We start from the raw sequence: 25,425 nt of genomic DNA, 5'->3' as shown, positions 1-25,425 counted from the left end.
GTACGATGCGCGCCGGCCGCTCGGCGGATGCTGCACTTCGCCGTTCACCGCACGGCAGGATGCCGGATCGACGCTCCATTGCTTCGCGGCCGCCGAGACCAGCAGCGTGCGCGCGGTCGCGCCCGCGCGGCGCATCGGTTCCCACGCGTAGCGCACCGACGTCGAGCCGCCGGTGAGCTGGCCGCCGAGCAGCGGATCCGTGAACAGTTTCTCGTTCGGCGGCGCATGATCGAGCGTCACGCTCGACAGCGGTACCTCGAGCTCCTCGGCGATCAGCATCGGCAGCGCCGTATAGACACCCTGCCCCATCTCGACCTTCGGCATCACCAGCGTGATCTTGCCGGCGCGGTCGATCTGCACGAACGCGCTCGGCGCGAACACGCCGGGCTGCGCCGGTTCGGCCGCGTCACCGCCGATCACCGAGCGCCGCGCATCGTCGCCTGCCGCCGGCAGGCTGAAACCGAGCAGCAGGCCACCCCCCGCCGCCGCGCCCAGCGACATGCCGAGCTTGAGGAACGAACGGCGCGATACGCCCGCGCCGGCGGCTTGTCCAGCGACCTTGCCTGCTTCGATCAGTCCTCGAGACATGTCACGCCTCCTTCGCGGCTTGCTTCACGGCCGCGCGAATCCGGTTGTACGTGCCGCAGCGGCAGATGTTGCCGGCCATCGCCGCGTCGATGTCGGCGTCGCTCGGGTTCGGGTTCGATGCGATCAGCGCGGTGGCGGCCATCACCTGCCCCGACTGGCAATAGCCGCACTGGACGACGTCGAGCTCGCGCCACGCCTGCTGGACCTTGTGGCCGGCCGGCGTCGCGCCGACGGCTTCGATCGTCGTGATCTTGCGGCCCGCGACGGCCGCGACCGGCAGCACGCACGAGCGCGCGGCGACGCCGTCGAGATGCACGGTGCACGCGCCGCATTGCGCGATCCCGCAGCCGAATTTCGTGCCGGTGAGGCCGACGACGTCGCGCAGCACCCAGAGCAAGGGCATATCGTCGGGGGCGTCGACCGTGCGGGTTTCGCCGTTGATGTTGAGGTTTACCATTCAGCCTCCAGGGCCGGTAATTGGGGAAGCGCCGCCGGCGCGCGCCTCTGTTGCTGCCACTGAGCGAGCCATCACTGCACGGCACGCTCCGAATAAGCCTGGTGTCCGCACTATATGTGCGTCAATACCACGACGCGCGACGCCACCGGCGAATATTTCGCGTATCACATACCCGGCGCGGACAGCCGCTGAAGCAGCAATGCCGGATCGCATCGATTCAGTCCGACATTGCCTGGCAAGCGCGTCCGCAGCGGTCAAGCAACCTCCGCGAGGGTGCGGACAATCTCATTGACGCTGCTCGCGCCGTCGACCATAACCACCCGCGATTGGCGCGAATATCATGCCGAAAATCCGCCACCGCCCATAGTCTCTACAACGACATTTACGGCTAGGATTTCGGACAAGCGGACGGGGCGCCCCCAACTTGGCCGACTCCGCTCGCTCCGCTTCTGGCCCGGTAACCTTGTCACACCGGGACTACATACCCACGTATAGTGGGACTCCCGCCTCGGACGTCGTACACTTTGCTCTCGAGTCAAGCAATGTTCCTCCCAGCGCGATCGACATCCGTATTTCGCACACTGTCCAGAATTCTCTTTCTACTTCAGCCATGCACGTGCGTTCAAATGATGATGGTAAGCAAGGCGATACCAACCCACTGTCCAGCCCGGTTGCGATTGGTGACACCGATTACCAACGGGAGCGATACCCATTACTCACCGAAGCGGAAATACACCGAATCACGCGATTCGGTGAAATCCGCGAGTGGAACGACGGCGATCAGATCTTCCGTGTGGGCGAGCCGGGCTTCGGTATGTTCGTCATCCTTTCGGGCTCGATTCGCGTCACTCGCCGGGATGCACTGAACCGACAGATTATTGTCAAAGAGCTGGGGGATCATCATTTCGTCGCCGAGGTTGGCCAGATATCAGGAGCGAGATGCCTAGTTGACGGCGATGCCGCAGGCAACGTCCGCGCACTTCAAGTTACACCGGCCAGGCTGCGGGCACTGATGATCGCAGAAGCAGAACTCGGCGAGCGCATCATGAGAGCCTTGATCCTGCGGCGAGCTGGACTCGTCGAAGGCGGCAGCGGCATCATCGTCGTCACGGAATCAAATTCGCCGATTCTCAATGCACTTCAGAACTTTCTCACACGGAACAGCATTCCCTACACCGTCGTCGATAGTTCGGATCTGGAGATTGCGCGCTACGTCAATCAATACCCCACCGATTCCGCAGACTATCCGCTCGTTATCTGCCCGGACGGAAAGGTTCTCTGCGCGCCAACCGAAACCGAACTGGCGACAGCGCTCGACCTCATTCCCGATTTTGATGAAGCCGAAGTGTTCGATGTCGCGATCGTCGGCTCGGGCCCTGCCGGCCTGGCCACTGCGGTGTATGCAGCATCGGAAGGCCTAGCTGCCGTCATTTTGGATAACCACGCACCAGGAGGACAGGCAGGCGCGAGCGCGCGCATCGAGAATTTCTTCGGTTTCCCGGCTGGTATATCAGGGTATGCACTGACCGCACGCGCATATATCCAGGCTCAGAAATTCGGTGCGCGCGTCGCGATCCCGGTGGATGTCGAAGCCCTGGAATGTGACACGTCTCCATTTCGCCTCCGGCTCGGTAATAACGGCACGGTGCGGGCCCATTCGGTCGTCATAGCTACAGGCGCGGCTTACCGCAAGCCTGCGATCGAAGGGATCGAACGTTTTCAGGGGCGAGGCGTGTATTACTGGGCCTCTCCGGTAGAAGCCAAACTATGCGCGGGGAAAAATGTCGTGCTTGTCGGCGCCGGAAACTCGGCCGGACAGGCCGCCGTCTATCTGGCATCGCATGCGAAACATGTCAGCATGCTTGTTCGGGGACCGAATCTATCCGACAGCATGTCGCGCTATCTCATCGATCGCATCGAATCGATGGACAACATCGACATTCACTTCAATACGCAGATTGCGTCGTTTCGCGGTGAGGATGAGCTGGAGGAAATCGAGATTGCCGGCTCCGACGGAAAGCGCACATCGAAGAAAGCGGAGCACGTCTTCCTGTTTATCGGGGCGATACCTAACACCTCGTGGCTTGACGGATGTGGGGTCACCGTCGACACATCCGGCTTTGTGCTAACGGGATCCGACGTTTCCGCACAGGCTGGAGAGCATGAAACCAGTGTCCGTGGCGTATTTTGTGCCGGAGACGTGCGGCATGATTCCACCAAGCGCGTGGCGGCCGCTGTCGGCGACGGAGCAGCGGTCGTCTCGCAGCTTCACAAGTTTCTTGCCAGCTTGACCGCATAAAACAGCGCCGATGACGGGTGCGGCAACGGTCATGCCACCATCACCTGAGACGGCGCCCCATGCAATCGGTCCGGCACTGCCTAGACACACGAATTGTCGGGCGTCATCATCATGCTCGAGCACCTTTCGCGCCCGTATTCCGGATAGATGACGGCAATGCAAGCAGTCGTCGTGGCCCGTTAACACATGACATTGACTATTGCAGATACGTTGACTTCGCAACGGGCTCAGCCGCCGATAAGGCACAACACATCGACTTCCGTCTTTCACGCTTTCCATGAAAGCAGAAGCGCAGTACCGTCCGACAAGAACACGTCACCCGGTCAGATTTCAAGCATCGCATGGAGAGCGGTCAGATCCAGTTCAACGTGCACGTCGGATTTCGCACGTCCGAAAACGAGGTGCTGTGCCCCTTCAGACTCCGCTGCAAACTGCGTGTTGCCGCGCGAAGCGTCCGTGCCCCAACACGACGGCAATGCGCGCGATTTTCCAATCTCCATCATTGATGGAGCAATCACATTCGCATTCCTCCAACGCAGCTGAATCTCGAGCCAGTCGATGAAAGCACGAATCGACCTCGGAATGTAGCGCTGGTCCACATAAAGGGCAAAGATCTGCAGCGATGTCGGACGATTTTCGGCTAAGAGGCTCACCAAACGTCCATTGGCTATTTCGTTCACTACCATTCGGCCGCACACCTGTGCGATTCCGATACCTTCAACAGCGTACTGAACTGCCGAACGCGCATCACTAACAGAGATCCGCTCGGGAAATTTCAAGCTCACCTCGCCTCCGTCCACGCAATATCTGAAGTCACGCACGGGGCCGAAACGGCGGGGGGAATAATGAATGATGTCGTGGCGATCCAAATCGCCAAGCTCATGCGGAACGCCGCGTCGGGACAGATAGGCCGGGCTCGCGACCGTCACTGCGTTGAAGTCGCCAATGCGTCGCCCGCGGAGCGACGAATCCGGCAGCGGCCCTACCGCGATCGCACAATCGATTCCGTGCTCGACCAGGCCGCCTGGATCGCCACCGATTTCTAGGCGAAGTTCCACTTCCGGAAATGTCAGGCGAAATTCCGGGATCAGCGGCAACACCGTATGAGCGATCTCCTGATCGATGTCCACCGACAAGCGGCCACGCGCCACATCCCGCGCGCCGGCGAGATGAGCCTTCACTTCTTCGATCTCGCCCAGCACCCGCTCGCAGTGCTCAAAATACTGCGCGCCCTCGGTAGTCAAGCGCACGCATCGCGTGGAGCGCTGCAACAAGGTCACGCCGAGATGATTCTCGAGATTGCGTACCAGGCGACTGGCCGTTCCGGCGCTGATGCCAAGCAGTTTTGCCGCTGCCGTGAAGCTTCCCACACGCACGATGTACGTGAAAATCGACATCGCCTGCAGTGTGATTTCCATGGTTTTCTCCGAACGAATTCTGAGGAATGGCAGTATCAAGCCCGTCAAAATCCAATCATCTCCTCACAATGCAATCGGTTTGGAATTTACGTCTGCTGATTCAATGACCGATGACCCATCTTGCTCACCCATCGGCATTTCGGGTCATCGGCAGATCCCGGGCCGAACTCGGTCATAGCCAGCATCCGGCCCAAGTTCTGCCTTACTTGCGTGTCGTGTTCTCGAAGAAAGCGAGCAGATCCGCATTGACCTGATCGGCGTGCGTGATCGCGATCCCGTGCGATCCGCCCGGATACACCTTCAGCGTCACATTCGGCGCAATCGCGGCCGTCCGGCGCGCCGACGCGTCGATCGGAACGATCTGGTCGTCGTCTCCGTGCAACACCAGTACCGGCACGTTGATCTTTCGAAGATCCTCGGTGTAATCCACTTCCGAGAACTCCCGGATACAGTCGAACTGGCCCTTGATCGAGCCCATCATGCCCTGCGACCAGAACGAATCTATCGTCCCCTGCGAAACCGTCGCACCCTCACGATTGAAGTTGTGGAACGGCACCGCCAGATCCCTGTAAAACTGCGAGCGGTTCTTCAAAACACCTTCGCGAATACCGTCGAACACTTCCATCGGCAAGCCGCCCGGGTTCGCTTCCGTCTTCAGCATGATCGGCGGTACCGCACCGATCAGCACCACTTTCGCCACACGTGCCGTGCCGTGACGGCCGATGTAGTGCGCCACCTCGCCGCCACCCGTGGAATGGCCCACCAGCATCGCACCGCGCACGTCAAGGTGATCGAGCAGCGCAGCCAAATCGTCCGCATAGGTATCCATATCATTGCCGTCCCACGGCTGCGCCGAGCGACCATGCCCTCGACGGTCGTGCGCAATGACCCGGTAGCCGCGACGGCCGAAGAACAGCATTTGCGCATCCCATGCATCCGAAGTCAGCGGCCAGCCGTGCGAGAAAACAACGGGCGTGCCATGGCCCCAGTCCTTGTAGAAAATTTCGGTATCGTCACCCGACTTAAAGTAACTCATTGCGCAACTCCAAACTTGTCTTGAATTGAATACATGTTCGGCGTATCGGCGGACGGCGCGTAACGGCATCGGACCATGACACGCCATCCGACCGTACTTCCGTTAATTGTGCTTGATATCGAAACGATCGGCGTTCATCACCTTCGTCCACGCGGCAACGAAGTCACGCACGAACTTCTGCTGCGAATCCTCGCTGCCGTACACTTCCGACAGCGCGCGCAGTTGCGAATGCGAACCGAACACTAGGTCGACACGCGAGGCCAGCCACTTGAGCTCGCCCGTCGCACGATCCCGACCTTCATAGGCTTCGTTGGCCTCCGAGGTCGGCTTCCACTCCGTGCCCATGTCGAGCAGATTGCGGAAAAAGTCGTTGGTCAGCACTTCGCGACGGTCCGTGAACACGCCGTGCTTCGAATCGCCCACGTTCGTGCCGAGCACGCGCAGGCCACCGATCAGCACCGTCATCTCCGGCGCCGATAGCGAAAGCAGTTGCGCCTTGTCGATCAGCAACTTCTCTGCCGGGATCGTATAAGCACCTTTCAGGTAGTTGCGGAAGCCGTCAGCGATCGGCTCGAGAACCGCCATCGAATCGACATCCGTCTGCTCGGCGCTTGCGTCGCCGCGCCCCGGCGTGAACGGCACCGTGATCTCGACCCCGGCTGCTGCTGCGGCCTGCTCGACACCCGCATTCCCCGCGATCACGATCAGGTCGGCCAGCGAAACCTGCTTGCCGCCCGTGGCCGCACGGTTGAATTCCACCTGCAGCGCGCCCAGCACCTCCAGCACCGTGGCCAGTTGCGCCGGCTGGTTCACTTCCCAGTCCTTCTGTGGCGCGAGACGCACACGCGCGCCGTTCGCTCCGCCGCGCTTGTCCGAACCGCGGAACGTCGAAGCCGACGCCCACGCAGTGGAGACCAGTTCTGAGACCGACAGACCCGATGCGAGCACCTTGGCTTTCAGCGCGCTCACATCCTGTTCGTCTACCTGGGGATGATCCGGCATCGGAATCGGATCCTGCCACAGCAATTCCTCGCTGGGCACTTCCGGACCCAGATAACGCACGCGCGGCCCCATGTCACGGTGCGTCAGCTTGAACCACGCGCGCGCGAATGCCTCGGCGAACTCGTTCGGATTCTCGAAGAAGCGGCGCGAGATCTTCTCGTAAGTCGGGTCGGCACGCAGCGCAATATCCGAGGTCAGCATCGTCGGTACACGGCGTTTGCCCGGTTCAAACGGATCCGGCACACTGTCCGCACCGGCGCCGCCCTTCGGCTGCCACTGATGCGCGCCAGCCGGACTCTTCGTTAGCTCCCAGTCGTAGCCGAATAGATTCCAGAAGAAATTGTTGCTCCACTGCGTCGGCGTCGACGTCCAGATCACCTCGAGGCCGCTGCCGATCGCATCGCCCGCCTTGCCTGACCCGAACGAACTCTTCCAGCCCAGCCCCATCTGTTCGAGCGGTGCCGCTTCGGGCTCAGGCCCGACGTGCGACGCATCACCCGCACCGTGGGTCTTGCCGAACGTGTGGCCGCCCGCGATCAGGGCGACGGTTTCCTCATCGTTCATCGCCATGCGTGCGAAGGTCTCACGGATGTCGCGCGCCGACGCCAACGGGTCGGGGTTGCCGTTCGGGCCTTCCGGGTTCACATAGATCAGCCCCATCTGCACTGCCGCCAGCGGCGTCTCGAGCTGACGATCGCCGCTGTAGCGCTTGTCGTCCAGCCAGGTCGATTCCATGCCCCAGTAAACGTCCTCGTCCGGCTCCCACGAGTCTTCCCGGCCGCCCGCGAAGCCGAACGTCTTGAAGCCCATCGATTCCAGCGCCACGTTGCCAGTCAGTACGATCAGGTCCGCCCACGAAATCTTGCGTCCGTATTTCTGCTTGACCGGCCAGATCAATCGCCGGGCCTTGTCCAGCCCGACGTTGTCTGGCCAACTATTCAGTGGTGCGAATCGCTGTTGACCTCGCCCTGCACCACCGCGGCCATCCCCCGTCCGGTATGTGCCGGCACTATGCCACGCCATGCGCACGAAAAACGGCCCGTAGTGACCGAAGTCCGCCGGCCACCAGTCCTGCGATGCCGTCATCAGCGCGCGCAGGTCGGCCTTGACCGCCGCCAGATCCAGACTATTGAATGCTTCAGCATAATCAAAGCCCGGATCCATCGGATCCGCCTCGCTCGAATGCTGGTGCAAAATCTTGAGGTTCAACTGGTTCGGCCACCAGTCGCGGTTCGTCGTCCCGTTACGCTTTCCATGGTTAAACGGGCACTTTCCCTCATTCGACATCTGGATTCTCCTCGTGTTGCAAATACGCAATCTTCAGTAAATCAACGTATATCCGAGCGTTCACTGATCCCGGAACTCTTCACTGCAAATCCGCAAAGTCAAAAAAATGGCGGAACACCTTCCGTAACGATCTTCCAGACGGCTTTGTTGCTCGAGACCATCTTGAGCGCACGCCCGGCGTTCTCGGTGACCTCACTTGCATTCTTACTCATGGTCGTCCCGAACCTGCTCGCATCGATCAGATGCGGAACATCGATCGCGCGAATTTAAACTCCCAATTCGGCGAGAGCAAATAGGCTTCAGTAGCATGACGTCCAGTCGAGCCGGCTGGCCTATCGACACGAGTTGCCTTCCTGGCTTCAATCGCCCGTGGCACGTCGACGCACAAACGTTTCCGTACGGGACAACACGCCCCGTCGGACGAGCTATATCGCTCCCTACCGATTCAAAGGAGTTCGATGTTCTCCAGATCAATTGATACGACCAGTGGTTCGGAAATCGAAGTACCGTCAGGCATGCGCGGATAAATCCGACGACGCATCGGAACTCGGATGCCGGAGACGGTCACATAGTCGCTCACGTAGTGCGCGCCAGGCGTGTTTCCGGCAATCTCTACGTCATAATCCAAACGGCGAATCAAGTTGTCGGGCCCGACATACATTGCCTGCACCTTGCTGAATACTTCGAGCGTCGCGGGGTACACTACATGGATCTTCCGCCACCGTTCACCTTGCTCCGACCACGGTCCGACGTCTTCACATTCGACACCATCGAAAGCAAGCAGGAACGGAGAATTCAGATACGTCCACATCGCACATCCGGCAAAAAAGGCCAACTGCAACGCATTCCACGGCGTCTCCAGCGTGTGGCCAGCGAACAATTCGCGCGGCTGCGCCTGGGCTTCAATGACGCGCCCCGAGTCGTCGAGGAGCGCAATGCGATCACCAGTGAACTCGCTTCGCGCGGCCACCGTCGCGAACGGTGCATGCGATGCCCACTGGCGATCCGTTGCAACCGAGACACGCGTGCGATCCAGCACGCCGCTCTGCCCTTTCAATCCCCACAGCGCGCCGCCCTGAATCAGATCGGCTCGGACCTCCCGAAATTTCCGCCATTGCTCGATCCCGCCATGCGCATCGATAATGCTTTGAGCGACCTTATTCATTTCTTCACCCCAAAGTTTAAATGGTTCATAGACAGAATCGTTCAGAACTTCACATCAATTCAAAAACTGATATCACACCAATCCATGCCAAATCCAGTTTGAGCGCCTCGATAAACGGACAAATCATCAAAAAAAGCAAATAGGTCACGGAAGAGTACGACATTCGATATAGCAAATGCGCATCTAAATACAATAAATCAGATACGCTCTATTAGATATTTCCACCCATAAACAAATTAGACAATATAATTCTCCAGCAAATCCAACACACGGATGATCTAATATTGTTGTTCACGATTTGCAACGCAGACAGACTGTGAGCCTGCGATCTCAGTCGTGCGATTGATTGATCCTGATCAGCAGTTCATTCGCCTGCACGTCGACGCATCGAAACTGCATTCAGGGGCCAGTAGGTGCTTGATACCGATACGTGACTGCCTCGGCAAGCGAACGATGAGGTAGCCACTTGCCCCCCCATTCTCGGCCATGCGTACGAACTCTCTGCACGCCTTCACTACGGACCTTCATCCCCGTACTGACGACCGCCGGATCAATCTGCTCGGTGCTTTGAAAAAGCTTCTGTTGAACCTCGTTCTTTTGCGACCAACAGCAGAGCACCGTGTAGCTCGGCCCGGGCAGGGTGATAGAGAAATCCAGATCACGAAGACTCCGCGCGGAACCCTGCAAAACACTCAGCGGCAAGCCGAGCACGGCCTTCAGACCAGACAATGCCCCAATAGGGGCATCGTCGCGCAGGCGTGAGCAATCACGCTTCAGTTCGGCATCGGCCGCACTCGCAATGGCGATTTCGTCGTCTCGCATCGTACCGATATCTCTGTTGATCAGTCCGGCGTTGCAGCCCACTCGGTTCCCGGCGCGATATCGCACCCTTGAATCTCGCGTATTGCTTGCGTGCCTGCTCATCTTTCTGACAAAAAAATCGATAACTTATGAAAGAGCACGAACTGTTGTCACGCGGTTCATGGTGCACCGTCGCACGTAACCTTCTTCATGCCCAACCTGACTGATGCTGCATTGCCGCGGCTCCTATGATCAACGCTGCTTACCAATTCTCAAAGGACATTTATGAGTATGATTTGAGACAAATCATCGACCCTATCCAACGCGTCACATTGAGTCTACAAACAGCCCTATTTTGGTGCAGCACCATCAGAACGTATCCATCTACCGAAGCACGGCCTTTCCATATGTTGGGATGTGACGACAAGATGTCGGCGCACAACGTTCCGTGGTCAATTCCCACAATAAAATTCGGGTTCCTACACAAATGATCGTTACCTTATAAAAATAATTTCGGATCCCTGCATTACTTCATTACACCCCCTATAATTCACCATTTTGATGAGAGACTTGGTGGGCAAAATGCATCGAATTGGTTTTCTCCTGACGGAAGGTTTCCAGGTGATGGCAATCGGGACTCAGGCTGTGTTCGAGATTGCGAACGTCGTAGCAAAAGAGCAGATTTACCATCTAACGAATGTTTCCGTCGCCGGCGGGCCGGTTCGTTCGTCGCTCGGTCTTTCGGTTCTGACTGAACCCGCAAACACGGCCGCTGCAGCCGATACATGGATGATCGGAGGTGTGATTAATCCGGGCACCCGGACCTCATCGGCCGCCGAACTTCAATTCATCAAAGAGATTGGCAGCAGTGCCCGGCGCGTGGCCGGGCTATGTACAGGTGCGTTCATCCTCGGCGAGGCGGGCCTGCTCAATGGAAGACGTGCCACAACCCACTGGGCCTATGCAGACGAACTGCAACGGCGCTTGCCGCTTGCCCAAGTCGTGCGCGACTGGATCTTTATTACCGATGGCCCGATTTGGACGTCCGCCGGGCTGACTGCAGCCATGGATCTCGCGCTCGGTATGGTGGAAGAAGATATCGGCCCCGAGTTTGCGAACTCGGTTGCGCGTGCACTCGTGATGAATCAACGACGTTCGGGCCGGCAATCGCAACAATCCGAGTTGCTGGCACTAGCTCCCAAGTCCGACCGGATACAACTCGCGCTCGAATACGCCCGCGCCAATCTGGCAGAGCCCTTGCGCGTCAGCGATCTCGCACGAGCCGCACATATCAGCACTCGGCAATTCGCGCGCATCTTCCTCGCGGAGACTGGCGAGTCTCCTGCCAACGCGATCAAGCGGCTGCGACTCGAAGCGGCAAGGGTCCTGATCGAGCGTGGCCGGCATACGCTCGATACCATTGCACGCGAAACGGGATTTCGCGACCGCAATCACCTCCGCGAAGCGTTCGTTCGCAGTTACGGCCTGACTCCTCAGGCGGTGAGAAGATCCGTTCGCAATTCGATCGAAGATCAGCCCGAGGAACTAAGCGAAGCTGCCTGACGAACTGGCACGCGCGGGACGAGTAATTGATCTCGCGTTCTCGGCCGATCAACCTCCATGAGCGGCGTTGATCCTGTCCTCACCACGCCCAATCGAGTCGCCAATCTGGCGACGTCAAGCCGCCCTCGACGAACGACACGCAATAGCCCGGTGCCACGCTTGTGTCGCGTGGAGATATGACGACATTGCCGATCACGATTTCCGTCGCGGACATCGGTCTTCGACCGACAAATGACCGCGAACGCCGAGCGTCAAGGTGGACACACCCACTGATCGGAAAAGTCGACGCCACCTGAACCTGCATCGCGATGCCAATCATTAGCATCACCTGATAGTTCAAGGGCGCCGCCTCAGACATCAAACGAAAGAAGCTGTCGATATCATCATTCGATTCGATCGTCAGCGATTCGGCTTCGGCATGTGCTCGCCAATTGCACAGTCCAGCAGCTCAAACATCAGCCGCACATGCCGCAGGCACCGGAACGTCGATTGCGTGGCCGCGCCCGGCACACTGTCGACAGTCCGATCGACGACGAATGACACTCCTGCGGAGCATCGAGTTCCTGCCCAGTAGCGGATGCCCTACTTCAACGCGGGGAAATCCACGACCGTGTTATTCACTCGATTGAATACGTTCGTGAACGTGATGAGCGCGATGGCCAGAGCAACATCAACGACGGACTCGTCCGAGTATCCTGCTGACCGGAAAGCCTCCAATTCCTCTGACGCAATTGTTCCGCGGCTTTCCTGAAGAACCCGAATGAACCGAATCAGCGCATCGCGACGTGCGTCACCAGTGGGCTCCAGGGCCCTAATCGCGCGCACGGCATCGACCGCGATACCGGATGCCTTGCTGGCCAGGCTATGTGCTGCCACGCAGTAGTCGCAACCGGAAATGGCGCTGACCACGAGTTTGATCGTTTCGCAATCCTGTGCGGACAGCGAGCCCTTCGAGAGCACCGCGTCGGCGGAAAGAATCGCCTGCAGCGCAGGCGTATTCAGAGCACCGATGGCCGCATAAGCGTTCGGAACCATGCCCACCGCCTTGCGGATGGTGGCAAAAACGTCGGCGGTCGCGCCAGTGGCCGCAGCAGCGGCAGGCGTATTGATCCGGGCAGTCATTTGGTCAGCTCCATTTGAGGTTGTCTTCGCGGGCGAGCCATTCGCCATCGAAATTTGATAGAAGTCTTGTTGATTGAATCGGTCAGGCACCGAGGGCACCGTACAAGCATCGTCCAGTTTCAGGCACGGGCGTTTCTGCTAAGGACCGCGTTGAGAGCCAAGGCGATCAGTTCGGCCAGCGCCGCCACGGCTCCGATGCCCCAGACAGCGCCTGAGCTCAACACTGCGGCGCCCAAGGTACTGCCGACAGAAAAACCGAAGTACATGGTGGACGTATTGAGCGCGAGGGCAACCGGCGCTTGCGCCGGCGCGCCGGCCGCGATGAGCCGCGACATCTGGGCCGGGAAGTACGACCAGACAGTAAAGCCCCAGACAGCGACTGCAACAAGCACCGGAACCAGGGCAACCTGCGGCGGCAGACGCGAGGCGATAGCCAGCGCCAGGAACGACAGGCCCAGCAGCATCAGCGATCCGTGCACCACCCGATTGGCCCCGAAGCGGTCATTGAACACACCTCCAGTCATCACCCCTGCTGCCGCAGAAAGCCCCCATAGAGAAACCGTCGCCGTGATTGCATTCGGGCCGAAAGCAAGGACGGCATCCAGGTATTCCGCGATGTACGGATAGGCAGCAAAGGCGCCGATCGACCAGAACAGGCTGACTCCAAGCAAGCGCTGAATCGGAGCCTGGCGGATCACGGACACACGTTCGCGCAGGCTCGCCACGGCAACTCCCTCTCCGGCGTCGCGGGCAATACCCGCGAAGATGCCCGCAATGGCGATGACGCTCATTGCGCCGACCAGCAGAAAGGTCGCACGCCAACCGAAAGCGTGACCGATCATCCCGCCTAGCGGCAGTCCGAGTGCGATGGCCAATGTCTGGCCCGCGCTGACGATGGCGAGTGCGCGGCCTCGCATGCTCGGCGGCACGATGACACCGGCGAGCCCATTGGCCGCTGGTACATACAGGCCTGCAGCGATAGCCATCAATACCCGTGCTCCGATCAGCAAGGCGAACGATGCGGACACCGCCGCCGTCACGTTGCCGATGGCGAACAGCGACATGGCTGCGAGCAAGACCCACTTGCGCGCCATCCGGCCGGTGGCAACCGTGGAGATCGGTGATGACAGCGCCAACACAAGGGTGAAGACGATGACGAGCACCGCAACGGTCGGGACCGGCAAACCGAAGTCCTTGGCCATGACCGGCAGCAGCGGCGCAATCATAAAGCCCTCGGTGCCGATGGCGAACGTTCCGAGGGCAAGGAACCCGGCCGGCATGAGCGCGGCTCGGGAGTTCACGGCGAGCGACACGTTCATGACGCGAGTCTCGTTGATGTGGGTCCGCACCCGTGCGGACCCAATGGTATGGCCGGATGCGTCAGACCGGGATAGGGTTCGCGGCGATCTCGGCGTTGAAGCCATCGATCAGCGCGTGTTCGCCCAGGCCGGGATTGTCGCGCAGCGCGCGAATCGCCTCGACAAAGACTTCGGGCTCTTCGGTCGCCAGGCCCTTCATCGTTTCTGCGATGAATGCATCGAGCGGCATGGCGCGCGGGTCGCCACTCTTCTTGATGAGGTCGGTGTCGACCCACGGAGGCGCGATTTCCTGCACGGACACGCTCGTGCCCTTGAGCATGAAGCGTTGCGACAATGCATACGAATGCAGCGCCGCCTTCGAGGCTGAATAGACCGCGTTGGTCGCGATCGGCACATAGGCCAACACCGAGGTGTTGTGGATGATCGTCGCGCGAGGCTGCGCCTTGAGGTGCTCGATCAACGCCGAGGTCAGACGAATCGGACCCAGCAGATTCGTGTCGAGGATTTGGCGGGAGACGGAATCATCGATCCGGCCGGAAGGATCATCAAACGGCATGATCCCGGCATTGTTGATCAACACGTTCAGCGACGGATAGTCGCGAATCAACTGCGCTGCGACGCGGTCGATGTCGGCCGCATCCGAAATGTCCAGCGCCACACCTTCCATGCCCGGATTGGCTGTCGTGACCTCATCGAGCAGAGCCTTGCGGCGCCCGGCGATGATGACCTTGTTGCCTAGTGCGTGAAACTGCTCGGCCAGCGCGCGACCAATGCCGGAAGTGCCGCCCGTGATGAAAATGGTATTGCCCGTCATCTGCATGATTCTTCATTTCCCTTGCGCCACCATGGCGCTTTCGATGTATGAACTATGCGCGAGTTGGGTTGCACCTCAAATGACATATAAACGGCGATAACAGTCATGCAAGACTCGTGACGGGAACGAATACCCGGTCGTCAGCTGGTTCCCATGAGAATCCTGCGCTCTCCCCAGGCAGCGGCCGAAGGACCATTACTCCAGAAACAGATCGATCTGCGCCGCGAAGTCGTCGATTTCCTGGAACAGGAAAGCATGGCCCGCGTCAGGGTAGAGAATCAGCTTGGCATCCGGCGCTTGCTGCGACAGGACATAGGACCGATAGGCCGGCAACATGACGTCATGCGCGCCGTTGGCGACCAGGACCGGCATGCGCAATTCTTTTGCGCGGTGCAAGACGCCCGGCCAAGTCGAAATGGCCTTGATCTGCGCCATGAAAGCCTCGGCCGTGACCGCTGGCCCCACATGCGACTGCTCGGCAATGCGATTCAGCGAAGCTTTGCCCGCAGCGACACTTGTTTCGGATTCGGGGTAGAACAGGAACAGGAAATCGGCGGCGTCGTTTACGCTGTGTGACATGACTTGCGGCACACGGGGGTGAGGCTGAGGGCCGTCCGTGATGCCGCCCGGACTGGACCCCGCGACAATCAGGCGACGGATGAGATGTGGAGCGTCCAGCGCAAGCTGTTGAGCGACAACGCCGCCGAGAGACCAACCGAGGACGTCGACCTGCCCTAGCCCCAGTTCCTCGACGACCTCGGCAACGACTACCGCCATTTCGGCAATCGTTTCCGGCACTCGACCTTCGGATCGACCGATGCCGGCACTGTCGAACCGAATCACCCGCCTGTCGGCCGACAAGACCTTGATGAACGCCGGATCCCAGTCGTCCATGGTGCCACGGAAACGCTGAAGCAAAACCAGAGGTACGCCACCGTCCGGTCCGTCCTGCATGGTGGCGAGTTTGCCACGGCGAGTGTTCAGCCAGCCGATGCGCGAGGTGTCGCCCATGTCATTCCCCCATCCCGTTGTGATGCCGGCAGGTTATCTCGAGACAGGGAAGCTTGAATGACGTAAAGGCGTCTAATCAGGTCATGTGACTGTGCCGTCTTCCATTGGCTTCGGGTCGCGCTTCAGGCTTGTGGGCGCTTGCCCATAGTTGCGCAGGAAGGCGCGCCGCATCCGGTCGCGGTCAACAAAACCGGTGTCGCGTGCAACGATGTCTAGCGGATGGCGCCCATCCTCCAGCATCACACGCGCGGCCTCCAGGCGCAGCCGCTCGACCGCTTTGGCTGGAGACTGCCCCGTCTCTTCGCGAAACACGCGACTGAACTGGCGCGGCGACAGGCTGGCTGCTTCGGCCAGTTCCTCGATCGACAGCGGATTGCGCAGGTTTTCGCGCGCATAGGTCAGGGCGCGCTTAATTCGGTCGGAGCGCGGTTCCAGCTCCAACATCGCCGAGAACTGAGACTGCCCGCCCGGGCGGCGATGATAGACGACCAGTTTGCGGGCGATGGACCGGGACAGAGCTGAGCCGTGATCATCTTCAAGCAATGCCAACGTCAGGTCGATCGCCGAGGACATGCCCGCCGAGGTCCAGATATTGCCGTCACGGATGAAGATACGGTCGTCATCCACCCGCACCTTCGGAAAGCGCAACTGCAGATCGCGCGCATGCGCCCAATGGGTCGTTGCCGTGCGCCCATCCAAAAGACCCGCCTGTGCCAGCACAAAGGCACCTGTGCAAACCCCTGCCACCCGTCTGGCTTCGCTACCGGCGCGGGCAACATAGGCGCACAGTCCGGCCGAAACGCTCTTGGGAACCAGTTCGCCAGCCACCATAAGCGTATCGGGCACGATGTCCACCGGCACGGTTTCAATGCCTGCGTTCATCGAGGAGTGGACCGTGCCGCCATGTTCGGACAGTAAAGTCAGCAGGTAGCCATCGTCGCCAAGCTCAGCATTGGCGAGCTCAAAGGCCGCCAGCGCAGCCAGCCCCATCAGTTGGAACCCGTCTTCAAGAATCAAGCCGACCTGTCGCATCAAGTCTTCGTCCCAAAAAAATGCAGGATCATAATAATTTTGCCGCGATCTTGCAGGGAACACCAGAATTCGTGGTGCTTGACATCCATCCGATCACATTGGCGTAAACGAAAATATAGTTATCGCCGTTTGACAAGTAAAAGTATCACTTCGCCAGTCATTGTCAGCCCGGAAATGCGAAATGCTCGTGAATTCATGAAGTCGCGCGTAGCGCACCAATGTTGTCACCGGAAGCGAGCCACGAAGGTCGAGTGGTGTTCAGGTGCAACTGCAATAGGCTCGCAGCCCTGTCCGTCGCCACCGCGTTCAGATGAATGTCGCCGTCGTGCTTTGAAGAATCACAACTGCCATGCCAGGGTCCTGGCGGCGTTGATCGATCAAATTGCAGTCGTGGGTGCTCAAGTTGCACTCCTGGGGGTCCTTGAGCCGATGTCGGGTTCGATACGGGAAAAGGCTGGCGGCAATGCGCAGGGGAGCGGCGGACGGGGGGCGTCTAGGCGGCGCCCTCGCCCGCTTGGCCCCCGGGCGCGAGGGTAGACGGCAGTGGCCCCGAGAACGGTGAATCTGACAAATCACCCACTTGGTAGGACGCGGGGCCGATCGCGTGCCTCAAAGATTCCCGGCGCCTGGCGTCGGTTGATCGTCGGGATATAGGATCGCGTCCGCGATCCGGCCTGCCACCCCGTCGAGGTCGGGGAACAGCACACCGCGGTTGATGCCGGCCGTCTGCAACTGCGCGCGCATGGGACCGAACGCGTCCGGCGGGATCCGGATGTAGCTCAGTCGCATTTTGAAATGCACGTTGGTGTCGAGAGAGACATACTTCATCCCCAGACCGTCCTCGACCCCTCGATGCACACTGAACCAACCGTCCTGAGCTGCAATCCGCCGTGATACATGCCGCGGCTTCAAGAGCTTCGTTTCAGTGATCTCTAGCGGGTTCGAGCGCTCGTCTAGATCGATCATGTCCGCGTCGGTCGCCGCTAGCAGCCAGACGGCGGCCGCCTTGGGCGAGCCGTCGTCACCCTTGATAGCTGGCCGCTTGATTGCAAACCACAACGCAGCAAGCGCACTGCCAGTCCAGTCGAGCAGCCGGGTCGGCATCGCATGGTGCTGCGCGATCGCCAGCCAGTCGGCATCGGCGAGTTCTACCGTCGACTCCAGGTGCGGGATGCCGCGCTGCTTGAATTCGCGCAGCATGCTCTTTTCGGTACCGGGCCTGACGCGGTTGGCGTACTGGGGGCGAGCAATACCGGGCTTGAGCAACCATGACTCGTCTTCCTGACCGCGAAACAGCGACATGCGGTAGCCGAGGGTCGGAATCCCTCGGGTCCAGCGGTCGACCAGATTCATGAACGTCGCAAGGTCACGCGCGTCCCCGAAGCGCTTTGCCGTGCGCTTGTAGTTGAAGGCAACTGTCATCTGTGACTCCCGTATTGGATGGTTTGAGGCAGTGCGCAAAGGGATTGCGTGCGCGGCGCACGGACGTACGCCTGGTTGACCGAAGTCCTGTTCAACCTGATAGCCGCAGCAAGTGCTGAAGGTTCTGCTTCATCTGCTCCCCTACCTCATCTTCCTGCATGCCCCATATTGCCGCCAGAGGGGCTCGCACGGACCATGCATCCCACGGCTGCAGTTGTATCCCGCCCACGCTCGTAAACGGACCATCCGTTTCAGGTAGCACTCGGTGTAGAGGCATTCGCGCCACCAGCGCCCGCCCCTTCTCACCCTCGAGCATCGTAGGGCCAACGCTGAACCAACAACCAATGCGAACAGCAGTCTCAAGTTCAGCGAACCCGCCCGAGAACCAATGAAGCACGGGTACGCCGGCATGCTTCGTCGTAGCCAGCAGTTCCACGACTCGGCGTGCAGCACCGCGCGAGTGGATGCTCATCGCCTTTCCTTGGTACCGTCCGCATTCAGCGAGGGCCGCTCGGAAGACTCTCTCCTGCACAGAAAGTGAGCCTCGAAATCTGGGGGAACCATCCATCCCAATCTCGCCAACAAAACGTGCTCGCGAGATTCCCTCAATAAGGTCGCCCAGCTCTCCTTGTTTGGCGGCAGCCACTTCCGGATGCAGGCCGATTCCCACCTTGATGTTCTTCAAACCGAGAAACACATTCGACGTTGCCCGGTAGGCGCGCGGACTAGTGGTGACCACGAGGGTAAACTCGTTCCTTCTGTTCACCTCCTGCGCAAGCTTGAGGCCATCGGGATACAGGTCAAGGTGTGAATGGAAGTCAATCACAGGATTTGTTCCTGCCGCAAAAGCACGCCCAGTTCCGCTAAGCCACGTTGCACGACGCCTTCGAACTCTCTTCGGAGGCTTGGCTCTGCGAAGGACAGCTGGCCAGCAGTGAAGAGGCGGACGCCACTCTGCTCGACCTTCAAAACCGCAACTGCGACTGCACCGATGTCGTTGGGCTCGTTTTCGAGTTGCGCTCCTCGAAGTGAGGGATACACGTAAGTCGTGTCGTCTCGGAGGTTGGCTCGAATAAATGATGCACGGCGAACCAAACATGGAACACAGCGGCCGCAATGTTTATAGCCGTTCCGGACGAAACGACCACAACTCGTGGCTTCCGAGGCAACATCAGCTAGCACTGTAGATGCCCGGCATTCGGCCATCATCTCCCCTTTGGTCATCGCCGCATACGGAAGACGCAGCACGGCACGAATTCCAAGCTCATCCCACAGCGCTTGTAACCGCGCCATGAACACCGGATGTGTGGTCTTGGTGCTAACATCCCAACGCGGCCGCCGAATATCGGAAATTGAACTAACAACTTCGGTCGTCGAATCGGATCGAGCCCTGGATGGTGCTAATGGATCGAGAATTGTTCTACCCTCGCCACTCAAAGTAGCCTGAGAGTTGATAGCCACGGTTTACCTAGTGGTAGATATGACTCGTCATCGATAACAAACAGGTTGAGCGGCGTATGGTCGGACTCGGCGTAATCCAACGGGTGACTCGCTGGCAGATGCCCTTCGATCATGGTGTAGCGCCGCTTTGCAACCTGAGCTCCGAATCGGGCCACATCTACTTCATACTTTGGGCGCTCGTCGATGCGGCGCACGTATGTTCGGTATGAGATGGGTACAAGAGGATCGAGTGAGTCCGATAGTCGCTCGCGATTCTCTGCCTCGAGGCTCCACCGGTACCACCGGTACGAGCTCGTCCTTGACGGCCTCGTCGGCAATAAGTAATGATCGTCGATTGATGTTTGGATAATATCTTCATGGTCAGGCCCCGTCGACTTCCGGCGAGATTTCGTAGCGAAGCCTGACACAACGGACGCAATGTCCCGACCGGAGCCCTCGAACTTACTCATCCATTTTCCTACCGTCGAAGCAGCGGGCGGCTTTTCCAAGTCTCCCAATTTTTTGGCGATTTCACGGAGCACCGCACGCATTTGCGTACGCTGCCCACACGTTATGCCACGGCGATTCAGTTCGCCCATGTAAAATGCCTTTCTATCAGCATCTTCTTGCCACCTTTCAGCCAACTGAGTGATATTTTTATCATTATTTTCACCTCCATCCGAACCTCTTTCCTCGTAGAGTAAATGTGTGGGCGTCGACGTCGCCTCTACTATGCAGAGTTTTCTCGATCTAAATTCACCCCAGAATTCAACCTCGGCAACCTGAATAACGGCCTGCGTTAGAACGTCTCGAAAGTAGAAAGTGCCTGTCGCACGTGAGATGTATTCATATACCGCCCCTTTCCACTTTATAACCAGTCCTTTCGCTATGATGAAATTTCTCATTACGCTCTCCTTTTTCGCTGCAGATTGCTCGAAGAGCGTGTTCGATTTCGAGCAGTTCGTCGGGAGCTAGAGTTTCGAAGTACATCGTCGGGTTCGTAGATACGACTTTTGCTCTTTTCGCTCGGAAAACCTCCAACAATTGATGGTCCTTCAGAAGTACGGCCTCGTTGTCCATCAATCTTCGCAAGCTCCAACATTCGTTGATCCTGCGGTCGATGACCCATAGCGAGTTGTGCCAGAAGAGGATAAAACCGACCCGAATTGATAAGCGTCTCAAACGCAAGCCCCTTGTTGTCGGATGTGGGTGTCGTCACGCTGGATCGGAGTGTGACTGTTTGGTCCCAATCGATAGTCAGATATCGCCTCGCGACCATCGTGTAGATCTCTCGGATACTCACCTCGCAACACTCAGTCAGTTCGCTGATAGATAGAGCACCGTCCGAGAGGCGTTGGACAACGGTACTGCTGCGCTGCTCGTCGAGTACACCGCTGATGTACCGACGCATCAGCATGACGTTCTCAACTCGCTCTTTCTTGGAAAGAATCTGCTCATCTGTAAGGAAAACTAAGTTTTTCCCTTTGATTCGCAGCTTTCGCGCAATTTCTGTGTATCTGCACAAGTTGTCGTCTCGGACGAGGATAGCCAGGGGCTTCACCTCGACGTAGTATTCGCCGCTGCCGCAACGAACAAATAGATCCGGGTAGTACCGGCGCGGCACCCCATCCAGTACATACTGCAACTCATCCGGTTGGGATGCCATCCACTCGACGTCCTGCGACATCGCCAAAGTTGCGTAACAAACTCGTTCCAGATATGACTCCCACTCGAGCGCATATGGCGCCCGATCTGGTAGGTCGAACCCTCCAACGATTCGATGTGGCACCACGGAAATGATCGACCGCGCCGGTTGTTTGTTCTTCTTGTCAGCGGGCAAAGAATTGAGATCGCCCCACTCGGCACTATCGTGGTCGCGCGATGCTGGCCTGCGCCTGGCTGCAAATGGCATATCTCTGCTCCATTTATGGGAGCACGGAGTTCCATTTCCTTCGCTCCCGTATTTTTGAGCAAAAAGAGCCCTTGACGTGCGTACCAGCGAGGCCACATACTGAAAACTCTCACGTGCTCAGTGCGGCATTGCTGGGTACACACGGCGGGGGGACTCGAAAGGGTCTTTCTCGCCGTTTCTCGTTTACATGGGCTCCTCCGTGGTAACCGGGGCGTCGCTATCTGCGACCGCCTTCAATATCGACGAAAGACATCTGAGTTGGGTTGCAGACAGCATGGGGACTGCTGCCAGAATTTCGCTTCCCTCTTGCGGCCAATCCGGTGGTGCTCGATGGTCCACATAGGATTGGAGGCCATGAGCAAACGCCAACCGATGCAATTGCCGCCGCTCCTCCTCTGTCGCATCGATAGCATCCAGCAGACGGTTTATCACCTCCGACGACGGAGGATTCCGGCGGCCAGTCTCAAGGGACGCGAGGTACGAGGGGTCCATGCCACTTCGATGAGCGACAGTCTTCTGCCGCTGCCCGCTGCGACGGCGGATTGCAGTGAGGTAGTCAGCGAACGATATCTGCGTTCGTGCAACGAGCATAAATGAACTCGCTTTTGACAATTTCGAATACGTTATCTCAGCGACTATTCGACGTCAAACACCAAAATAAATACTACAATTCAAAAAAATATCTGTTTTTTTATCCACCGGAATCCACTCACCTTTATAAATGTGGAACAGATATATTTACCTACACTTTTCATCGAGAACCGTAACTACCGGCGCATCGAACCCGATGTCGCATGCACCTCCACGCCGAGCCTGTTCCTTCAATAGCACTGTATTTGGGGTACGACTGTCATGCGGCATCGCCAAGTGGAGTGTTGTCAAATTTCCACGTCGGGTTAGTCATAACCCGACAGCCGCATGATTACCCGTAGCCCTTACTTTTCGGGTTTACACGGCATGGCCAGTGCTTCGCGAAAGGCAATTTTCTGCAAATCGGCCTAGCCATCTTTGGCCTAGGTGCAGTATCGTTGGATAACACGGAAGTAACTCGTCAACACCACGTGACCTTCTCCATGGCTGCCATCAGTATTCGTTACTGGCATGAACTGATCCGTTCGGTCGGGATCGGCAGCCTTGCATTCGCACGCCCCGTGCGAAATTCGATGCGAACTGACTGCTGAGTTCTCAGCATCGGACCAAACCGCGACGAAGGCGGTTTGGATGTCGTGGCTACCAGGCCGCTACATCGCATTTGGAGAATCCGTCATGTCGGTATCGAAACAACATGCCGAATGTCCTGCGGGATTTGCCCCACTTGGTGATCTGTCAACGATCCAGTGTCGCGATTCGCGGCGACTACTCGTTCCACAGAGCACGCACGATGAGCTTGCTGCGATCCGAGAGATTCAGCGAATGGCCTCTGAGCCAACGCAATCGCCGGTACACTCCGAATCGAAACTCACGGCAAAGCCGATAGCAAACAAGCCTTCACGTCGGCCTAGGGCTCGGCGTGTCCAAATATTCTCGCCAGATGCACTTGAGCAAGCAAACGCTGCTCTGGACGGCGCCGACGCGAGTCAACAGCAGTGCGCACGACCGCTGCTTGAGAAGGCCGGCAGCAACGATGGCTGTCGAAAGCTTCCCGATATTCAAAAGGCACTGAAGAGACTTGACGTTGCGCGCGGGAGCTTCGCCAACCTGAGCGAGCCCATTGGAAAACTAATGGTCGATCTCGTGCTCGCAAGTGCCGTGCGCAGCAGAGAGTTTCGCGTTCGCCCCATTCTGCTCATGGGCGAACCCGGCGTTGGTAAAACGCATTTCGCGTCCAAGCTCGCGGAGGCGCTCGCGGTGCCAATGCGAAAGTGGTCCGCCGGAAGCGCTCAGGCAAGCTTCCAACTCGTGGGCGGGGACAGTGGATGGCGCCAAGCGCGACCCGGGGCGATATTCGAAGTCCTTGCCAAAGGGGATTCGGCAGCTCCGGTACTGATACTCGACGAAGTAGACAAGATCGGAAGCAGTAGCAACTACCCTGTCGTTCCTGTACTGCTAGACCTCCTCGAGGCAGATACAGCTGGAGCGTTCTACGACGCGTTCTTTCGCATGGAATTTGATGCAAGCCGAATAATCATTGTGCTCACGGCGAATGATCTTGACCGGGTGCCGCTCCCCCTTCTAAGTCGTGTCGAGGTGTTCGATATTCCGACACCGGATCCGGAACAGCGAATGCAGATCATCCTTGCGAAGATCGACCACTTGCAACGCTCCACAGGGAAGCACATACAACTCGAAGAAGGCGGAGCAACTGGCCTTGCGGAACGCACAGACCTGGATCTGCGCAAACTTCACCGCATTGTGATCGATGCGTTCGCGGTCGCGCTAGCGACGGGAAAATGTATTGCCACGCTGGCGCTACCACCCTCAGCTAAACGACAACCAATCGGGTTCACGTGTCACGGATAGACGGTTGCGGATCCTCTGCAATCTGCACCGCAGTGAAAGCAGGGAGCAGCGCCGGGAATTGAACCCGGATCTCCGACGCGGTACGATGGAGGCACCACCCAACCGTCGTACACCCACTCTCCGCGAGTGGTTCTAGCGTCGGCGCTCTATCCTTTGAGCTACGCTGCGGAAATGTTACGTATTACCACGCTGCGCGTGGCCGTCGCCACGCGCTTTTCAGAAAAGGGGCAGCACCGGGATTTGAACCCAGATCACTAATGCGTACGATGAAGGTACCACCCAGCCGTCGTACAACCACTGTCCGCGAGTGGCTCTGCATCAGCGCTCTATCCTCTTGAGCTATGCTGCGTATTGCTTATGCCTTCCCGCCTTTGACGATTGCCAAGGGCTTCTTACGCGTCAAGCGGTCGGTTTGTTCCTTCTGCCTCCGCTCACGCTCCGCGATCTTTTCTTCGGCGAAAGGCTTAGCTGCCTTGATCAAACCGCTCAAGTCATACTCGTTCGTGTCGTTGTCACCGACGCTCGTCGTGCGGTAAATACGTTTGATGAATCCAGCAGCCTCCATCGCCGCAATTCGCTTTTGTATTGTGCGTGGAGCTACACCGATTGCCCTCGCCAAAGTACCCTTAGACGGGCGTGCATGTTCTCCGGGCCTCCACCAGTAGCCAGCGAGGTGAATCAAAATATTGATATCGAGCGGGGTAAGGCCCAACGCCTGCTGACGCTCGAAAATGATGTTCGGGAAAGAAGTCCATCCCGCTTTCGCCAACGGCGCCGACCACTTGGCCGCAACACTCTTGTCTACTGCATTGGTTGCCTGCGGTTTTGTCGCGACACTCATTTGCTCCCCCCGACGTTCATTGCGTTGAGTTAAGTATCGCGACGGCGCATCGGTCTTGCAAGATCAGGAGAGCGAATACGGGACGCCCTAAGCATCTCCCCCCGCACGTAGTTTGCTGTGTACTGGGTCTCTTCATCTAATTGGGTGCATCTCATGAATCAGGTGTGTGTTTTGGGAGGCTCCCGGTTCCTCCCTGGGGCTGGCCCAAAGGCCGCCCGGTACAGTTCTCGAAAGCTTCCCCGCGAGAATGTGGAGCCTCCCCCTATCCAATCACATGGGCTCACCTTGTTGACTCTGTGACCTTTTTCGTCACGTCACCGGGAATCTAGGGGGTCTTGTGCGCGTGTGCAGTGGGCTTACCGAGAGGCCGGGCGCGACATTCACTACCGCACGGGAGCCCTCTCGCTCGCCTTAGATGTCAATCCGCTCGGCTTTA

General features: G+C 58.4%; 22 protein-coding genes and 1 tRNA gene. 3 read left to right on the top strand and 20 right to left on the bottom strand.

Annotated features, from left to right (window positions below; all coding sequences use genetic code 11):
• Together JMF86_RS16465 and JMF86_RS16460 are read right to left on the bottom strand one after the other, a co-directional pair.
• Positions 1 to 588, bottom strand: a 588-nt coding sequence (locus JMF86_RS16465; protein WP_200075176.1) for a molybdopterin cofactor-binding domain-containing protein, incomplete at its 3' end; no start/stop codon positions are given.
• Between the two features lies 1 nt (position 589).
• Positions 590 to 1,045: a (2Fe-2S)-binding protein gene (locus JMF86_RS16460; RefSeq protein WP_011546995.1), complete on the bottom strand. Its 456-nt coding sequence runs from the start codon at positions 1,043 to 1,045 to the stop codon at positions 590 to 592.
• A 610-nt stretch (positions 1,046 to 1,655) separates the two neighbouring features.
• Between JMF86_RS16460 and JMF86_RS16455 the strand changes: the two genes are divergently transcribed.
• Positions 1,656 to 3,344 carry an FAD-dependent oxidoreductase gene (locus JMF86_RS16455; protein WP_011546994.1) on the top strand — a complete coding sequence of 563 codons (1,689 nt, stop codon included), beginning with the start codon at positions 1,656 to 1,658 and terminating at the stop codon, positions 3,342 to 3,344.
• 323 nt (positions 3,345 to 3,667) lie between these two features.
• Here JMF86_RS16455 and JMF86_RS16450 read toward each other — a convergent pair whose 3' ends face one another.
• The 5 genes from JMF86_RS16450 to JMF86_RS16430 form a co-directional block, all read right to left on the bottom strand.
• Positions 3,668 to 4,762 carry a LysR family transcriptional regulator gene (locus JMF86_RS16450; protein ID WP_011546993.1) on the bottom strand — a complete coding sequence of 365 codons (1,095 nt, stop codon included), beginning with the start codon at positions 4,760 to 4,762 and terminating at the stop codon, positions 3,668 to 3,670.
• 202 nt (positions 4,763 to 4,964) lie between these two features.
• Positions 4,965 to 5,798: an alpha/beta fold hydrolase gene (locus JMF86_RS16445; protein WP_011546992.1), complete on the bottom strand. Its 834-nt coding sequence runs from the start codon at positions 5,796 to 5,798 to the stop codon at positions 4,965 to 4,967.
• Between the two features lie 102 nt (positions 5,799 to 5,900).
• Positions 5,901 to 8,087 (bottom strand): catalase/peroxidase HPI, encoded by a 2,187-nt coding sequence (katG, locus tag JMF86_RS16440; RefSeq protein ID WP_011546991.1) that lies wholly within the window; start codon positions 8,085 to 8,087, stop codon positions 5,901 to 5,903.
• 445 nt (positions 8,088 to 8,532) lie between these two features.
• Positions 8,533 to 9,252, bottom strand: a complete 720-nt coding sequence (locus JMF86_RS16435) for a hypothetical protein (protein WP_011546990.1) — start codon at positions 9,250 to 9,252, stop codon at positions 8,533 to 8,535.
• A 399-nt stretch (positions 9,253 to 9,651) separates the two neighbouring features.
• Positions 9,652 to 10,074: a transposase gene (locus JMF86_RS16430; RefSeq protein WP_166488168.1), complete on the bottom strand. Its 423-nt coding sequence runs from the start codon at positions 10,072 to 10,074 to the stop codon at positions 9,652 to 9,654.
• A 561-nt stretch (positions 10,075 to 10,635) separates the two neighbouring features.
• Between JMF86_RS16430 and JMF86_RS16425 the strand changes: the two genes are divergently transcribed.
• Complete coding sequence (locus JMF86_RS16425) at positions 10,636 to 11,616, top strand: GlxA family transcriptional regulator (RefSeq protein WP_012339453.1); 981 nt, start codon at positions 10,636 to 10,638, stop codon at positions 11,614 to 11,616.
• Positions 11,617 to 12,198: 582 nt separating this feature from the next.
• Here JMF86_RS16425 and JMF86_RS16420 read toward each other — a convergent pair.
• The 11 genes from JMF86_RS16420 to JMF86_RS16370 form a co-directional block, all read right to left on the bottom strand.
• Positions 12,199 to 12,738 carry a carboxymuconolactone decarboxylase family protein gene (locus JMF86_RS16420; protein ID WP_011546986.1) on the bottom strand — a complete coding sequence of 180 codons (540 nt, stop codon included), beginning with the start codon at positions 12,736 to 12,738 and terminating at the stop codon, positions 12,199 to 12,201.
• Between the two features lie 119 nt (positions 12,739 to 12,857).
• The gene (locus JMF86_RS16415) at positions 12,858 to 14,057 is read right to left on the bottom strand and encodes an MFS transporter (protein ID WP_011694847.1); all 1,200 of its coding nucleotides are present in this window, start codon (positions 14,055 to 14,057) and stop codon (positions 12,858 to 12,860) included.
• A gap of 61 nt (positions 14,058 to 14,118) precedes the next feature.
• Entirely contained in the window at positions 14,119 to 14,877 is a 759-nt protein-coding gene (locus tag JMF86_RS16410) for an SDR family oxidoreductase (RefSeq protein WP_011546984.1), read from the bottom strand.
• Between the two features lie 189 nt (positions 14,878 to 15,066).
• Entirely contained in the window at positions 15,067 to 15,882 is an 816-nt protein-coding gene (locus JMF86_RS16405) for an alpha/beta fold hydrolase (RefSeq protein ID WP_011546983.1), read from the bottom strand.
• 81 nt (positions 15,883 to 15,963) lie between these two features.
• Positions 15,964 to 16,914, bottom strand: a complete 951-nt coding sequence (locus tag JMF86_RS16400) for a GlxA family transcriptional regulator (protein ID WP_011546982.1) — start codon at positions 16,912 to 16,914, stop codon at positions 15,964 to 15,966.
• Between the two features lie 609 nt (positions 16,915 to 17,523).
• Complete coding sequence (locus JMF86_RS16395) at positions 17,524 to 18,336, bottom strand: FRG domain-containing protein (RefSeq protein ID WP_011546981.1); 813 nt, start codon at positions 18,334 to 18,336, stop codon at positions 17,524 to 17,526.
• A 91-nt stretch (positions 18,337 to 18,427) separates the two neighbouring features.
• Entirely contained in the window at positions 18,428 to 19,162 is a 735-nt protein-coding gene (gene qatD, locus JMF86_RS16390) for a Qat anti-phage system TatD family nuclease QatD (protein ID WP_011546980.1), read from the bottom strand.
• Entirely contained in the window at positions 19,159 to 19,797 is a 639-nt protein-coding gene (locus JMF86_RS16385; protein WP_227745925.1) for a hypothetical protein, read from the bottom strand. The genes qatD and JMF86_RS16385 overlap by 4 nt, the downstream gene beginning before the upstream one ends.
• On the bottom strand, positions 19,770 to 20,681 hold the full coding sequence (locus JMF86_RS16380) for a hypothetical protein (RefSeq protein ID WP_236593017.1): 912 nt from the start codon (positions 20,679 to 20,681) through the stop codon (positions 19,770 to 19,772). Before JMF86_RS16380 ends, JMF86_RS16385 begins: the two co-directional genes overlap by 28 nt.
• Positions 20,681 to 21,688, bottom strand: coding sequence for a hypothetical protein (locus tag JMF86_RS16375; RefSeq protein WP_011546971.1), 1,008 nt, complete (start codon positions 21,686 to 21,688; stop codon positions 20,681 to 20,683). Before JMF86_RS16375 ends, JMF86_RS16380 begins: the two co-directional genes overlap by 1 nt.
• Positions 21,689 to 21,871: 183 nt before the next feature.
• The gene (locus tag JMF86_RS16370) at positions 21,872 to 22,279 is read right to left on the bottom strand and encodes a helix-turn-helix transcriptional regulator (RefSeq protein WP_011546970.1); all 408 of its coding nucleotides are present in this window, start codon (positions 22,277 to 22,279) and stop codon (positions 21,872 to 21,874) included.
• Between the two features lie 1,131 nt (positions 22,280 to 23,410).
• Here JMF86_RS16370 and JMF86_RS35070 point away from each other — a divergent pair.
• Complete coding sequence (locus JMF86_RS35070) at positions 23,411 to 24,148, top strand: AAA family ATPase (RefSeq protein ID WP_226292168.1); 738 nt, start codon at positions 23,411 to 23,413, stop codon at positions 24,146 to 24,148.
• Positions 24,149 to 24,191: 43 nt separating this feature from the next.
• On the opposite strand, the gene JMF86_RS16360 is transcribed toward JMF86_RS35070, so the two are convergent.
• A tRNA-OTHER gene (locus tag JMF86_RS16360) sits at positions 24,192 to 24,316 on the bottom strand.
• Between the two features lie 187 nt (positions 24,317 to 24,503).
• Positions 24,504 to 24,989 (bottom strand): helix-turn-helix domain-containing protein, encoded by a 486-nt coding sequence (locus JMF86_RS16355; protein WP_011546968.1) that lies wholly within the window; start codon positions 24,987 to 24,989, stop codon positions 24,504 to 24,506.
• Between the last annotated feature and the right edge of the window lie 436 nt (positions 24,990 to 25,425).

The organism is Burkholderia sp. E168m15 (assembly GCF_016586105.1).
In the GTDB taxonomy this organism is placed as follows: Bacteria; Pseudomonadota; Gammaproteobacteria; order Burkholderiales; family Burkholderiaceae; genus Burkholderia; species Burkholderia orbicola.
This window is presented reverse-complemented; position numbering and strand designations above follow the sequence as displayed.

Bases quoted from the DNA above. Each gene is read 5' to 3' on its own strand.
- JMF86_RS16420 (WP_011546986.1), bottom strand. From the start codon at position 12,738: ATGACTGCCCGGATCAATACGCCTGCCGCTGCTGCGGCCACTGGCGCG.
- JMF86_RS16410 (WP_011546984.1), bottom strand. From the start codon at position 14,877: ATGCAGATGACGGGCAATACCATTTTCATCACGGGCGGCACTTCCGGC.
- JMF86_RS35070 (WP_226292168.1), top strand. From the start codon at position 23,411: ATGGTCGATCTCGTGCTCGCAAGTGCCGTGCGCAGCAGAGAGTTTCGC.
- JMF86_RS16355 (WP_011546968.1), bottom strand. From the start codon at position 24,989: ATGAGTGTCGCGACAAAACCGCAGGCAACCAATGCAGTAGACAAGAGT.
- JMF86_RS16395 (WP_011546981.1), bottom strand. From the start codon at position 18,336: ATGACAGTTGCCTTCAACTACAAGCGCACGGCAAAGCGCTTCGGGGAC.
- JMF86_RS16450 (WP_011546993.1), bottom strand. From the start codon at position 4,762: ATGGAAATCACACTGCAGGCGATGTCGATTTTCACGTACATCGTGCGT.
- JMF86_RS16430 (WP_166488168.1), bottom strand. From the start codon at position 10,074: ATGCGAGACGACGAAATCGCCATTGCGAGTGCGGCCGATGCCGAACTG.
- JMF86_RS16400 (WP_011546982.1), bottom strand. From the start codon at position 16,914: ATGCGACAGGTCGGCTTGATTCTTGAAGACGGGTTCCAACTGATGGGG.
- JMF86_RS16455 (WP_011546994.1), top strand. From the start codon at position 1,656: ATGCACGTGCGTTCAAATGATGATGGTAAGCAAGGCGATACCAACCCA.
- JMF86_RS16380 (WP_236593017.1), bottom strand. From the start codon at position 20,681: ATGAGAAATTTCATCATAGCGAAAGGACTGGTTATAAAGTGGAAAGGG.
- JMF86_RS16435 (WP_011546990.1), bottom strand. From the start codon at position 9,252: ATGAATAAGGTCGCTCAAAGCATTATCGATGCGCATGGCGGGATCGAG.
- JMF86_RS16405 (WP_011546983.1), bottom strand. From the start codon at position 15,882: ATGGGCGACACCTCGCGCATCGGCTGGCTGAACACTCGCCGTGGCAAA.
- JMF86_RS16415 (WP_011694847.1), bottom strand. From the start codon at position 14,057: ATGAACGTGTCGCTCGCCGTGAACTCCCGAGCCGCGCTCATGCCGGCC.
- JMF86_RS16370 (WP_011546970.1), bottom strand. From the start codon at position 22,279: ATGCTCGTTGCACGAACGCAGATATCGTTCGCTGACTACCTCACTGCA.
- JMF86_RS16445 (WP_011546992.1), bottom strand. From the start codon at position 5,798: ATGAGTTACTTTAAGTCGGGTGACGATACCGAAATTTTCTACAAGGAC.
- JMF86_RS16375 (WP_011546971.1), bottom strand. From the start codon at position 21,688: ATGCCATTTGCAGCCAGGCGCAGGCCAGCATCGCGCGACCACGATAGT.
- katG (WP_011546991.1), bottom strand. From the start codon at position 8,087: ATGTCGAATGAGGGAAAGTGCCCGTTTAACCATGGAAAGCGTAACGGG.
- JMF86_RS16460 (WP_011546995.1), bottom strand. From the start codon at position 1,045: ATGGTAAACCTCAACATCAACGGCGAAACCCGCACGGTCGACGCCCCC.
- JMF86_RS16425 (WP_012339453.1), top strand. From the start codon at position 10,636: ATGCATCGAATTGGTTTTCTCCTGACGGAAGGTTTCCAGGTGATGGCA.